Source organism: Agrobacterium sp. T29, assembly GCF_006970545.1.
GTDB classification, from domain to species: domain Bacteria; phylum Pseudomonadota; class Alphaproteobacteria; order Rhizobiales; family Rhizobiaceae; genus Agrobacterium; species Agrobacterium leguminum.
In genome coordinates this window covers 2,083,304-2,096,189 of record NZ_CP040641.1, presented here as the reverse complement: position 1 = coordinate 2,096,189, position 12,886 = coordinate 2,083,304, and the positions used below count along the sequence as shown (strand labels likewise).

The following is a 12,886-nucleotide window of genomic DNA, read 5'->3' as shown; positions in this document are numbered from 1 at the left end:
GCTGCGCCGTCAAAACCACAGGCGGCAATTCGTTGACCGTCACACCACCGGCGTCGGCAGTTCTTTGCCGGCAAAATGGGCATCGAGATTGGCGAGAACGAGATCAGCCATGGCGCGGCGCGTCTGGTGCGTGCCGCTGCCGACATGCGGGGCGAGCGTGACGGTGTCGAAGGCGAAAAGCGCTTCCGGCACGCGCGGTTCATCCTCGAAGACATCCAGCGCCGCGCCACCGATCGTGCCGCTGGCAAGAGCCTCGACAAGCGCCTTCTCATCCACCAGCGAACCGCGCGCCACGTTGACGAGCACACCCTGCGGTCCAAGCGCCTTCAGCACATCCGCATTGACGATATGGCGGGTTTCGGCCGTAGCGGCGGCGGCGATGATCAGCACGTCGCAATTGGCGGCCAGCGCCTCGATGCTGTCATAATAATCATAGGCAACATCGCGACGATTTCGGGCGGTGTAGGAGATACGCGCATCGAAACCTTCAAGCCGCTTTGCGATTGCCTGACCGATGCGGCCGAGGCCGAATATGCCGTAACGGCGGCCGGCCACGCGAGTAGAAAGCCCCATATCGCCCTTCAGCCATTGACCGGTGCGCACATGCTGATCCGCCTGCGGCAGCTTGCGCGCCTGCGCCAGAACGAGGCCGAGCGCGAGGTCGGCGACATCGGCCGTCAGCACGTCAGGCGTATTGGAGACGCGAAAACCGCGTCGCTTGGCGTCAGTCAGATCCACCTTGTCGAAACCGACACCGTTGATGGCGACGATTTCAAGATTGGGAAGTGCAGCGCCAATATCCGCCGGCAGGCCGATATGGCCGCCAGTGACGACGCCGCGGATTGAAGCACCCTTTTCAGCAAGGAACGCCGCCTTGTCAGCAGCCTCGAACAGGCGATGCACGGTGAAGCGCTGCGCGAGTTCTTCTTCCAGTGCCGGGATGAGCGGGCACAATTGCACGATTTCAGTGGTCATGAAGTTTCCTTTGCGCCGGTGAACTACTTCACATCGGCCTTGACGAATTGCCGGAGTTCCGGCGTTTGCGGATTGGCGAAGAGTTCCGAAGAACGGCCCTGCTCCCAGATCTTGCCCTTGTGCATGAAGATGGTTTCGGTCGCCACGCGGCGCGCAAAGGCCATTTCATGGGTCACGAGGATCATGGTCATGCCGTCTTTGGCGAGGTTTTCCATGACGGTCAGCACTTCCTCGGTCAATTCAGGATCGAGCGCCGAGGTCACCTCGTCGAACAGCATCACCTTCGGCCGCATGGCGAGCGAACGGGCAATCGCCACGCGCTGCTGCTGGCCGCCGGAAAGCTGGTCCGGATAGGAATCGAATTTCTCCGAAAGGCCGACGAGTTGCAGAACTTCGCGGGCAATATCCTTGGTTTCCGATTTCGCCACATCCTTGACGATACGCGGCGCGAGCATGATGTTTTCGCCGACCGTCAGATGCGGGAAGAGATTGTAGCTCTGGAACACGATGCCGACATCGGTGCGCAGCTTGCGCAGCGCCTTGGCATCTTCCCCGATCGCATGACCTGCAATTTCGATACGGCCGGAATTGATCTTCTCCAGCCCGTTCATGCAGCGCAGCAGCGTGCTTTTGCCCGAGCCCGAGCGGCCGATGAGGGCGAAGACTTCACCGCGGCCGACCGTCAGCGACACGCCTTTGAGGACTTCCAGAGCGCCAAAGCTCTTGTGAACGTTTTCAACGATTACTTCCGGCATGAAGCCTCCTTTCCAGCCAACGCGAGAGCTGGGACAACGGGTAGCAGACGATGAAATAAAGCACGGCCACGGCGACGAAGACGCGGAACGGCTGGAACGTGGCATTGTTGATGAGCTGCCCCGCTCTCGCCAGTTCGACGAAACCGATGATCGATGCGATGGACGTATTCTTGACGACCTGAACGGCGAAACCGACGGTCGGCGGTAGCGAAATGCGAATCGCCTGCGGCAGGATGACGTAGCGATATTGCTGGGCGCGGGTGAGAGCCAGCGATTCCGACGCTTCCCATTGCTGCTTCGGCACCGCCTGGATGCAGCCGCGCCAGATTTCCGCGAGGTAACCCGATGTATAGATCGTCATCGAGGCGCCGGCGGCAAAGAGCGGCGGCAGTTCCAGCCCGGCAAGGCTGAGGCCGTAATAGGACAGGAACAGTATCATCAGCACCGGAATGCCCTGGATCACCTGGATGTAGGTGCCGGCGGCAATGCGCAGCGCCTTGAAATTCGAGGTGCGGGCGAGCGCCACGAAGAAGCCGACAATGCCGCCGCCGATAAGCGCAATGATCGTCAGAAGCACGGTCCATTGCAGGGCGGTCAGCAGGAAGCCGAATTCGTTCCAGCCGAAAGTTCGAAGAGTCATGACTGCACCTCCGGCATGGCGGTCATCGTCTTGCGGGCAACGCGACGGCCGAACAGCCACATGCCGACAAGGGCAAGGATGAGCCGCAGCGAAAGCGCCAGCGCAAGATAGATGAGCGTGACGACGATATAGACCTCGAAGGAGCGATAGGTCTGCGATTCCACGAAGGCTGCGGCGGCCGCAAGCTCATGGGTGGAAATGGCCGAACATATGCTCGATGCCAGCATCATCAGCACGAACTGGCTGCACAGCGAGGGATAGACCTTGGCGATGGCCGGCACGATGATGACGTGGCGATAGATCTGGTACTTGGTGAAACCCAGCGCCTCGCCCGCCTCGATCTGCGACTTGTGCACCGCCTCGATGCCGGCGCGGATGATCTCCGTCGAATAGGCAGCAAGATTGATCGTCATACCGATCAGCGCCGCCGTATCCGCCCCTACCCTGAAGCCGAGGCCCGGCAGGCCGAAATAGACGATGAAGAGCTGCACGAGAAACGGCGTATTGCGGATGACTTCCACATAACCGTCCACGATGATGCGGACGATGCCGCCATTGATGGACCGCAGCGAAGCCAAAAGAATGCCGAAAGCGCAGCCAAGCACGATGGACAGGACCGACAGCTTGATCGTCAGCCATATGCCGTTCAGAATCTCGTTCTGATACTGGGCGAGCGCGCCGAATTGGAATGTATAGGACATGCGTCACTCCGTTGACATTTCCCGGGCCCGCCGGAAGCCTTCCCGGCGGGCGCGTTGAAAGGCTCAATCAGAAGCTTGGCAATTGCGGCAGCGGACGGCCGGTCCACTTGACCGAGATGCGGTCGAGATCGCCGGACATCTTCATGAGGTAGATGGAAGTGTTCAGCCACTGGCGCAGCTCGAAGTCCTCAAGCTTGGTCGCCATGGAATTGCCCTGCTGGAAGAAGGTGAAACCAACCTGCAGACCGGCTTCCGGACGCTGTTTGATGATTGCTTCGCCAACCGTGGACGGCAGGGCGACGGCATCCACCTGACCGGCGAGCAGTGCCTGGGCGCTGGTGGAATCGTCTTCGTAAACGACGATTTCAAGACCTTCGACATTGGCCTTGCGCAGCGCGGTTTCCTGCGAGGAGCCGCGATTGACCGAAACGCGCTTGCCCTTCAGGCTGTCGAGATTTTCGAACTTCTGGTCCTTGCCCGAGATGATGTCCATGTTGAAGGCGCTATAGGGCTGCGTGAACATGACGGTCTTGGCGCGCTCGCCGGTCGGCGCAAGCGTCGCAACAAGGAAATCGACCTTGCCGGTCTGAAGGGCCGGAATACGCGCAGGCGGCGTCAGCGGCACCAGCTCCACCGGCAGCGACAGGTAAGAGCCGATGAGATTGGCGACATCGACGTCGTAACCAGAGGGATTGCCCTTCTCATCCACCATGCCCATCGGCGGCGCACCGGTCAGAACACCAATCTTGACCTTGCCGCGCGCGGTGATCTCGCTGAGCGAGACGGCATGGGCGGACGTGGTGGCGGCAAGCGTTGCTGCTGCAACACCGACGGCAACGGTCATGTTCTTCAGAAATCTGGATATGCTCATGGTTTCTCCTCCAACCTTATAGTGGCTGCCCATAATGGAACAGCGGCCTTGCGCAAACCGAAAAATGTTCTCGATAACATTTTAACGCGATTGACTAAAAACTCCTCCCAAGAAACCGCGAAAGCACAAAACTGGATGAATTTCCCATTAAATTCAATGTTTTTGGCTGGTTATCGATTTTCCTCTGTTCGACACCGTTTCACGTTCTTGGCAGGATCAATAATGCATGTTATCGGTATCATTGCAAGTCCGATCTACAGAACTGTTTCGGTCGGCAATCATTCGGGAGGAAACATGTACACACGCTCGGCAATTTTCGAAGGCAGGATTCACCCCGGCCGGGAGGAGGAGTTTTTCCGCATCGTCGAGGAGAAATTGCTGCCGGTCTGGAAACGCATGCCGAATGCCCAGGCGGTGCGGGTGATGCGCACCGAGCGCACGGACCCGGACGCCGCCTCGATCATCATGGTGCAGGAAATCGACTATCCGTCGATGGAAGCAGTGGAGGAAGCGCTGGTTTCGCCGGTCAGGCTGGAAGGTCGGGTGCTGACGGATGAGATGATGAGCATGTGCGACGGGCGTTTTTATCATCTGGTCTATAGCCGCGTCGCATAAATCCGGTGCACGCCGCATCGATCTGCAATCATACGGCGTGCTTTCCCTTGATATCTTCGTGTATGTCTTGTCCTGAACCGGTTCGAATTTAGGGAGACATGCTTTGGTGGAGCGCACGCCCTTGGCCGCAGCGTTAGTCACGTCAAAAAAAGCAACCATGAGCGATGTCTCGAAACTCGCGGGCGTCTCCAAGATGACCGTTTCGCGGGTACTGGCCGATCCTGCCCTGGTGTCGGAAGAGACACGTCAGAAGGTGATGAAAGCCATCGAGAAGCTGGGCTATGTGCCAGACCGGATCGCCGGTTCGCTATCCTCCCGCCGCACCAATTTCATCACCGCCATCCTGCCGACGCTCACCAACTCCAACTTCGCCGATAGCGCTCAGGGGCTCGCCAATGCGCTGCGCGCCGCCGATTACCAATTGCTGATCGGTTACACCATGTACGATCTGCAGGAGGAGGAACGCGTCATCCGCACCATGATGGAGCGCCGCCCCGATGCCATCGTCGTCGCCGGCACGGTGCATACCAAGATGGCGAGCGAGGTGCTGATGCGCGCCGGTATCCCGATCGTGGAGATCTGGGATGTTCCCGAACACCCGATCGACCATGCTGTCGGTTTTTCCAACTACGAAGTGGGAAGAACCGCCGCCAAGCATCTGATATCGCTTGGATTCAAGCGAATCGGTGCGCTCGGATCGAGGGCCGATGGCGATGTGAAGGACTGGCGCGGCGAAAGCCGCCTGCTCGGTTTCGGCGCGGCCCTGCGGGAAGCCGGCATTGCCGACGATCTCATCATCCGCGAAGGCAGCGCCCCTGTCTCCTATGACCACGGGGCAAAGACCCTCGGCTCGCTGCTGGCCAAGGCGCCAGATGTCGAGGCCATCTTCGCCGTATCGGATATTTCCGCCGTCGGCGCACTGATGGAATGTCATCGAAGGGGAATCAGTGTCCCTGACCGCATTTCCATCCTCGGCTTCGGCGACTTCGATATCGGCCGGCAATGTTACCCGGCGATTTCAACGATCCGCGTGGACGCCCAGATGATCGGCCGCAGGGCGGGCGAGTTGCTGCTTTCGATACTGGAGGCGGAAAAGGATGCCATTGTTCCCGAAGGCGCAAGGGTGGATGTCGGCTTCGAGCTGATCGTGCGGGAAACGACGAAACGGCTGGGTGGGTGAGGCTCTAGCTAGAGCGGGCGCCACTTGTTTCTTCTCCCCAAGGGGGGAGAAGTCCGCGGCAGCGGGATGAGGGGGCAGGCTCTCCGAAATCCGGCAACGTTGCCCCCTCATCTGACCCTTCGGGCCATCTTCTCCCCGACGGGGAGAAGAAATACGCCGAACCGATGCAGCCCGATCTGGGCTATAGACCTTTAAAGGCCCAACTTACCGCGCACCCCACGTATCCGTCAGACGATACCCCTCCGGCCACGGATCGGACGGATCGAGCATGTGCTGGTGAATACCGGTGATCCAGCCGCGGCCGGAGATTTCCGGCAGGATGGCCGGACGGTCGCCGACCGTTGTCGTTCCAAGAATACGGCCGGTGAAGGTAGAGCCAATCAGCGACACCGCCGTCAGGGTTTCGCCCTCCTTCATCTCGCCACGCGCATGCAGCACCGCCATGCGGGCTGAAAGCGCCGTGCCTGTCGGCGAACGGTCCACCTTGCCCGGCTGGATGGCGACGGCCGCCCCTGCCCGCAGACCTTCAGCCGTGCGCTCCACCTTACCCGCAAACAGGCAGAAGGAAAAATGCCGCCAGTCCGGGTTTTCGGGATGGTCGAAGCCCAAAGCCTTGTTGGCGGCATTGGTGATGCGCACGCCGAGGCGGGCAATCTCATGCGCCTCTTCCGGCTTCAGGCTAAAGCCCATCGCCTCGGCATCGACGATGACGAAGCTGTCGCCGCCATAGGCCGTGTCCACTTTCAGCGTACCGAGGCCTTCAACCTCGAGTTCGACATCGAGTTTTGCGGCAAAGCTTGGCAGGTTCTGCACAAAAATGCGCTCGGCCTTGCCGTTGCGGCATTCGGCGCGCACCTTCACCAGCCCGCCCGGCGCTTCCAGCAGCATATGGGTTTCCGGCTCCTGCATCGGTACGATGCCGCCATCCAGCAGCACGGTGGAAACGCAGATGGAATTGGAGCCGGACATGGGCGGCGTGTCTTCCGGCTCCATGATGATGAAGGCGGCATCCGCGTCGGGATGCTTCGGCGGCACCAGCAGGTTGACGTGGCGGAACACGCCGCCACGCGGCTCGTTGAGCACGAAATTGCGCAGGGTCTCATCGCGGGCGATGAAGCGGCTCTGCTCCCAGATCGTTTCGCCCGGCGGCGGCCTGACACCGCCGACGATCACGTCCCCGACTTCCCCTTCCGCATGGGCGGAAATGACATGAACGGTCTTGATACTGCGCATTCAAAACTCCTTAGGAAAGCCATGAAGGAAGAAGGGATGGGGCACGGCCGGTCAGCGCGCTTTCAACGCAATCGGCAAGGCTGCCGAAGCGCACTGCGCGGCCGCTGAGGCCGGGTCCGTAATGGGCGTATTTGCCGGAATTGGTCATCAGGGCACGGGTCTTCGTCGGGAAGACCGGCTCGGAAATGGAGCACCAGCAAAGATCAGGCAGCACCTGCACACCGCTGTCGCGCAGGCTTTGCAAAGTGCCGTCCTGCCCGGCCGCATCGATGACCTGCTGGCCGGCTGTGACGATGACGGCGACATCCGCGTGACGCCGGCGGCCGGCAAATTCAGCCGCAAGCGCGCGGCACTCCTCCAGCGAGGCATGCGGGCTGCCGATGGCGACAAGTTGCACCTCTTCCGGTCCTTCATTGAGAAGCGACCAGCCGGCGGCCATATCGGAGGGTGAGACAGTGACGATATCGGCCGTTTCGAGAGGCGGAAGAGCGGCTTCCGGCGTTACGCCCTCTATATGAAGCATGGGCGCAGCGGAGGTGGTGCCGAAAGCGGCGCAAAGCGCCTTTAGATCATCCCGTGACGGCTTCGCAGGGCCAAGGCCGCGCAGCAGCGGAATGCAATCCGGCGCGGCCTTGCCCGCCAGATAACCGATGAGCGGCCAGAAGGCATCATCCACGCCCTGCGGCAACGCCACATTGACGATGCGCTGAGGACGGCGATTTTCCTCCAGATAAACGCCGGAAAGCGGCGCCCTGCCCGTCATCGCGATGCAGAGATCGAGAAAGTCCGGATGCTTGGCCGTGCGCGCGCCAAGAACCGTATTGGCGAAAATCACGGCATTCGATTCGGCCCAGGCGATGGATTCACCGGCCTGCGGCGCGCTGTCGAGCAGGTAAGGCGAACAGGTGAAAGTCGGGCGACAGCCCATGCGCACATAGGCATCCGCCAGCCTTGCGGCCGGGTCGCCGAAATCCTCCGGCATGCCCTGCGAACGCCAATGCACCTTGTCCACCGAAATGGCGTTCATGGTCGTCGGCACCCGTACCTTCGCGCCCATCTCCGCCATTTTTTCCGCGAAGGTGAGATTGGCGGGGCTGGCATAGATGCAGCCATCGATGTGACCCTGCGTGACATCGACAAGCGCCGACGCCCCCTGCTGGGCGGCCATGGCGACGGTGATGCGCATGGCCTGCTGCACGGCGACGCCATCACGCCCTTCGAGCATGGCCCGGTCGTCACCCTTAAGATCGAGATGCGCCGTCGCCGGCGGCGTGATGGCAAGGGAAACGCCATCGGCTTCGATGGCCGTCTCATCGATACGGATATCAACGGCTTTGGAGAACCGGGCGAAATTTTCCGCGTCGAGGCGCAGCACCGGCAAAGGCTTGCCGAACATTTCGGCGGCGATCAGCGCGCCCAGCGTCAGCACGTCCTCGGCCTCGCAGAAGACCAGCGCCGAGGGCGCGCGGCCCGTCAGGATAAGATCGAGCAGCACGCCCGAACCGGTGCACGAGCCACGACTGGTGGGCATGAACAGCACGCCGCCGGTGAGACAGACACCATGCAACGGGTGGTGCACGTCGATCACCCTGCCGGTGGCGGGATCGACGCCGCCCCAGAAACTCAGCGCTTCGGTCGTCGCAATCACGGGACCTTCGGCCGAACCGGCCAAAATGCTGCGGGCTTCAGGAACGGCTGTTGTCGAGAGGGAAGAAGACATCGGAAATCCCCGTCAGAAACGTTGCGGCGAAAATGCCCTTGTATCGATGGCGGGTTTTTGCCCCGTCAGAAGATCGGCGACGATGCGGGCCGTGCCCGCCGATTGCGTCAACCCCAGATGCCCGTGGCCGAAAGCGTAGACCACCCGCGCCGTGTGCCTTGCTTGACCGATGGCCGGCAGGCTGTCCGGCAGCGAGGGGCGAAAGCCCATCCACTGCTTGCCGCCTTCGGTTTTCAGGCCCGGCAGGAAGGCTTTCGCCTTGGTCAGCAACGCTTCGGAACGGGCGAAATTGGCCGGAAGCTCCAGCCCGCCCAATTCAACCGCGCCACCGACGCGGATGCCGGAGGAAAGCCGCGTGACGACGAAACCATGGCCGCCGAAAGTCACCTGCGTGCGCAGATCGAAGGCCCCAGACGGCAGGGTTGTATTATACCCCCGTTCGGTTTCCAGCGGAATTTTTTCCCCGAGCGAACGGGCGATGCGATGCGAAAAGGCGCCGGCCGCCAGCACCACCCTGGCGGCCTTGCGGGTGCGCCCATCATGGCTCACCACCTCGACACCGTCTTCCAGTGGTCGAAGCGAAGCGATATCGAGGCATTCGATACGGCCGCCAATGGTGCGGAAATGCTCGGCCAGCGCCAGCGTATAAAGCTTGGGATCGGCGATGGAATACCAGCCGGGCGTGAACGTGCCGCAGGTGAAACGCGGCGCGATGCCGGGCTGTATCTCGGCCATCTGTTCGGCATTGAGATGCCGGAACTCGATGCCGTGCCGCTCGCGCGCCTTCCAGCCGGGAAGCGAGGCCTCGAATTCCGCCTCGCTTTCATAGACCTGGAGGTTGCCCTCCTTGCGCAGCATGGCGATGGTATCGGTCTTTTTCAGGAACGGCTCCAGCTCGGCCTTGGCGAGATCCATCAGCGCCGTCTGGGCGGCGGTGGAATGCTCCACCTTCGAAGCCGCACAGGCTCGCCAGAAGCGGAACATCCACGGCGCAATTTTCAGCGCATAGGCCGGCGGCACGCTGAGCGGACCGAGCGGATCGAGCAGCCACTTCGGCGCCTTCCACAGAATGCCGGGCGATGCCAGCGGCAGGATATCGGTGAAGGCGAAGGCGCCGGCATTGCCGGCCGAAGCGCCCGCCGCCGGTCCCTCGCGGTCGATGACCGTGACCGAGAGGCCACGGCCCTGCGCCGCGATTGCCGCCGAGAGGCCGACGACGCCGGCCCCGATGACGATGACATCATTGGCTGGCATTACCGCACGCTCGCCAGGAACTTCTGGGTCTCGGCATGCTGCGGCGCGCCGAACAGCTGATCCGGCGTGCCGATTTCCGCCATCACGCCCTGATGAAAGAAGGCGACGCGGTTCGAGACATCACGCGCGAAGGCCATTTCATGGGTGACGCAGATCATCGTCATGCCCTCATCCGCCAGCATCTTCAGCGTATCGAGTACTTCGCCAACCAGCATAGGGTCGAGCGCCGAGGTGACTTCGTCGAACAGCATATATTCCGGCGACATGGCAAGCGCGCGGGCAATCGCCATACGCTGCTGCTGGCCGCCCGACATGCGGTTCGGATAAACCTTCAGCTTTTCGGCAAGACCCACATGGGTCAGTTGCTTCACCGCGATTTCCTCGGCCTGCTCCTTCGAGATGCCGAGCACCTTGCGCGGCGCGAGCATGACGTTTTCGAGCACCGTCAGATGCGGGAAAGCGTTCCATTGCTGGAAGACGATGCCGACCTTGCGGCGCAGCTTGTTGAGGTCGGTGGACTTCGCATGCACTTCCGTGCCGTCGATAACGATCTTGCCGCTGTCGATCGGCTCGAGGCCGTTGATGCAGGTCAGCAACGTCGACTTGCCGGAACCGGAGCCGCCGATGATGGTGACGACCTCGCCCTTGTTGACGGTGAGGTTGATCCCTTTCAGAACCTCCAGCGGGCCGAAGGATTTGCGGACGTTTTCGATCTCAATCATTGGGGGACCACCGTCTTTCGAGATACCCGCCGAAACGGGCGATGGGGAAGCTGATAAGGAAGTAGATGGCGCCGCAGATCATCAGAATGGTCAGCGGTTCCTGCAGGCGGGTGACGAGGATCTGCGAGGCGCGCAGTAGCTCGATGAGGCCGAGCCACAGCACCAGCGCCGAATCCTTCATCACACCAAGGGTAAGGCCGATCCACGAGGGCAGCGACACGCGGGTAGCAAGCGGCAGCACGATGTAGCGCATGTCCTGGGACCAGGTCATGCCGAGCGACCGGCAGGCGCGGCGCGTATTCGACGGCACCGCATCGATGCCGCCGCGCACGATCTCGGTGCAATAGGCCGCCGTATAAAGCGACAGCACTACGCAGGAAGTGGTGAATGGCGGCCAGCCGAGCTTGGCGATCGACTGGAAGGCATTGCCGAGCACGAGCTGGATGAGCAGCGGCACGGAACGGAAAATATCCAGCACGAAGGTCAGCGGCAGCGACCAATAGGGGCCGAACTGGAAACGGATGATACCGAAGATGATCCCCATGACGGTGCCTGCCGTGACGGCGACGGCGGTGACGGCAAGCGTCATGCCGGCACCCTTGGCGAGGAAGGCGAGATCACTCCAGGTGAGAGCGGTTTCAAACATGGCTCACCTCTCTCAATAACGGAACAGACGCGCGGCCAGCAATCTGGCGGCGAGCGTGACGATCTTGGCGATCACGTAATAGATGACCGCGGCGAGCGCAAAGAATTCGAAGGTGCGGAACGAGCGCGCATTGAGTGCCTGCGTGACGCCGGCAAGATCCGTATTCATGCCGACGGTAACACCGAGCGAGGTCATCAGGATCGCCCAGACCATCTGGTTGGTGGCAGGCAGAAAAGCGACGCGCAGCATCTGCGGCAGGATAATGAGCCGGAAGGTCTGCATCGAGGTCATGCCGAGCGAACGGCCGGAGCGCGTCTGCGTATCGGGAATGGCTTTCAGCGCGCCGCGGAAATTTTCCGCAAGATAACCGGCATTGTTGAAGGCGATGCCGACGAGAAGCGCGGTATAGGGGCTCAAATGAATGCCGAAATTGCCAAGGCCGAAATGGGCCATGTAAATCTGGAACAGCGCCGGCGTGTTACGGGCGATTTCCACCCAGACGGCGGCGAAAGCGCCGAGAATGCGGTTGCCGGAGAGCCGGAACAGCGTCAGCACGATGGCGCAGGAAAGACCGATCACCATCGACAGAATGGCGATCTGCAGCGTCACCACCGCACCGTCCAGAAGCTGCGGCAAAGCCTTCAGCGCCTGATTCCAGTGAAATGTATAGTTGAACATTAAGCGTCCCGCCTCTTCAGAAACGATCAACGGCGCGATCATCTTGACCGCGCCGTTTACGAAAAGTCCTGATCAGCGATAAACGCCGTTGACGGTGAGCGAGGGAACTTCGCCGCCAACCCATTTTTCATAGAGTTCGGCGTAACGGCCGGTGCGAACCTGCTGGTTGATGAAGAGGTTCAGGTAGTTGATGAAGCCGTATTCGTCACGGTTGGTGAAGAGCGCGACATAATCGATGTCATAGGGCGCCTTGCCGACCACGGAGATGCCCGCGAACTTGCCGCCCTTGACGTTGGACTGCGCAACCGTCGAGGTGGAAACGGTGGCGTCGATCTGGCCCTGGCTGAGCGCGAGGAACACGTCTGCCTGCGTCTGGTACGGACGGAATTCGCCGACGCCCCACTCCTTGACCGTCTTTTCGAGCGCGATGGCTTCGAACGTACCGGCCGTTGCGCCGACCGTCTTGCCCTTCATGTCTTCGAAGGACTTGATGCCCGACTTGTCGTTGGCGGTAACGGCCATTTCGAAAGCGAAGTAAGGCACGGTCATGCCGACCGTCTTGGCGCGCTCCAGCGTATCGGAGGTCGAGGCAACACCGACATCGACGCGGCCGGACATCAGCGCCGGAATACGCTCCGGGAACGGCGTTTCGACGATTTCAGCGGTAACGCCGAGCGCCTTGGCGAGATCGTTGCAATAATCGACATCGAAGCCGATCGGGTTGTTGGCGTCATCACGCGCGCCCATGGGCGGGAAATCGAGCACGACGGCGCAACGCAGCGTGCCGGACGAAATGATGTCGTCAAGTTTGTCGGCCTTGGCCGGCGTAATAGCGAAAGTGGCGGCCAAGAGGCCGGCGACGATGACCGATTTTTTCATTCTTTATTTGCTCCCAC

At 61.1% G+C, this 12,886-nt stretch carries 14 protein-coding genes; 2 read left to right on the top strand and 12 right to left on the bottom strand.

Annotated features, from left to right (window positions below; all coding sequences use genetic code 11):
* Window positions 1-39: 39 nt before the first annotated feature.
* The 5 genes from FGF54_RS24630 to FGF54_RS24610 form a co-directional block, all read right to left on the bottom strand.
* On the bottom strand, window positions 40-975 hold the full coding sequence (locus FGF54_RS24630) for a 2-hydroxyacid dehydrogenase (protein ID WP_142781478.1): 936 nt from the start codon (window positions 973-975) through the stop codon (window positions 40-42).
* A 23-nt stretch (window positions 976-998) separates the two neighbouring features.
* On the bottom strand, window positions 999-1,730 hold the full coding sequence (locus FGF54_RS24625; RefSeq protein WP_003521699.1) for an amino acid ABC transporter ATP-binding protein: 732 nt from the start codon (window positions 1,728-1,730) through the stop codon (window positions 999-1,001).
* Window positions 1,711-2,370, bottom strand: a complete 660-nt coding sequence (locus FGF54_RS24620; protein WP_003521700.1) for an amino acid ABC transporter permease — start codon at window positions 2,368-2,370, stop codon at window positions 1,711-1,713. The genes FGF54_RS24625 and FGF54_RS24620 overlap by 20 nt, the downstream gene beginning before the upstream one ends.
* The gene (locus FGF54_RS24615; RefSeq protein ID WP_003505665.1) at window positions 2,367-3,071 is read right to left on the bottom strand and encodes an amino acid ABC transporter permease; all 705 of its coding nucleotides are present in this window, start codon (window positions 3,069-3,071) and stop codon (window positions 2,367-2,369) included. The genes FGF54_RS24620 and FGF54_RS24615 overlap by 4 nt, the downstream gene beginning before the upstream one ends.
* A 67-nt stretch (window positions 3,072-3,138) precedes the next feature.
* The gene (locus tag FGF54_RS24610; protein ID WP_046801225.1) at window positions 3,139-3,942 is read right to left on the bottom strand and encodes a transporter substrate-binding domain-containing protein; all 804 of its coding nucleotides are present in this window, start codon (window positions 3,940-3,942) and stop codon (window positions 3,139-3,141) included.
* A gap of 294 nt (window positions 3,943-4,236) precedes the next feature.
* On the opposite strand from FGF54_RS24610, the gene FGF54_RS24605 reads away from it, so the two are divergent.
* Complete coding sequence (locus FGF54_RS24605) at window positions 4,237-4,557, top strand: hypothetical protein (RefSeq protein WP_003505663.1); 321 nt, start codon at window positions 4,237-4,239, stop codon at window positions 4,555-4,557.
* A gap of 157 nt (window positions 4,558-4,714) precedes the next feature.
* Window positions 4,715-5,737 carry a LacI family DNA-binding transcriptional regulator gene (locus tag FGF54_RS24600; RefSeq protein WP_125146216.1) on the top strand — a complete coding sequence of 341 codons (1,023 nt, stop codon included), beginning with the start codon at window positions 4,715-4,717 and terminating at the stop codon, window positions 5,735-5,737.
* 204 nt (window positions 5,738-5,941) lie between these two features.
* Here FGF54_RS24600 and FGF54_RS24595 read toward each other — a convergent pair whose 3' ends face one another.
* The 7 genes from FGF54_RS24595 to FGF54_RS24565 form a co-directional block, all read right to left on the bottom strand.
* Window positions 5,942-6,970 (bottom strand): proline racemase family protein, encoded by a 1,029-nt coding sequence (locus FGF54_RS24595; protein WP_127757129.1) that lies wholly within the window; start codon window positions 6,968-6,970, stop codon window positions 5,942-5,944.
* A 10-nt stretch (window positions 6,971-6,980) separates the two neighbouring features.
* The gene (locus FGF54_RS24590; protein ID WP_142781477.1) at window positions 6,981-8,690 is read right to left on the bottom strand and encodes an aconitase X; all 1,710 of its coding nucleotides are present in this window, start codon (window positions 8,688-8,690) and stop codon (window positions 6,981-6,983) included.
* 12 nt (window positions 8,691-8,702) lie between these two features.
* Window positions 8,703-9,944, bottom strand: a complete 1,242-nt coding sequence (locus FGF54_RS24585) for an FAD-binding oxidoreductase (RefSeq protein WP_142781476.1) — start codon at window positions 9,942-9,944, stop codon at window positions 8,703-8,705.
* On the bottom strand, window positions 9,944-10,666 hold the full coding sequence (locus FGF54_RS24580) for an amino acid ABC transporter ATP-binding protein (protein ID WP_020811659.1): 723 nt from the start codon (window positions 10,664-10,666) through the stop codon (window positions 9,944-9,946). Before FGF54_RS24580 ends, FGF54_RS24585 begins: the two co-directional genes overlap by 1 nt.
* Window positions 10,659-11,312 (bottom strand): amino acid ABC transporter permease, encoded by a 654-nt coding sequence (locus tag FGF54_RS24575; protein WP_080818941.1) that lies wholly within the window; start codon window positions 11,310-11,312, stop codon window positions 10,659-10,661. Before FGF54_RS24575 ends, FGF54_RS24580 begins: the two co-directional genes overlap by 8 nt.
* A 12-nt stretch (window positions 11,313-11,324) precedes the next feature.
* Complete coding sequence (locus tag FGF54_RS24570; RefSeq protein ID WP_003521708.1) at window positions 11,325-11,990, bottom strand: amino acid ABC transporter permease; 666 nt, start codon at window positions 11,988-11,990, stop codon at window positions 11,325-11,327.
* A 72-nt stretch (window positions 11,991-12,062) separates the two neighbouring features.
* Window positions 12,063-12,869: a transporter substrate-binding domain-containing protein gene (locus FGF54_RS24565; RefSeq protein WP_080840107.1), complete on the bottom strand. Its 807-nt coding sequence runs from the start codon at window positions 12,867-12,869 to the stop codon at window positions 12,063-12,065.
* Between the last annotated feature and the right edge of the window lie 17 nt (window positions 12,870-12,886).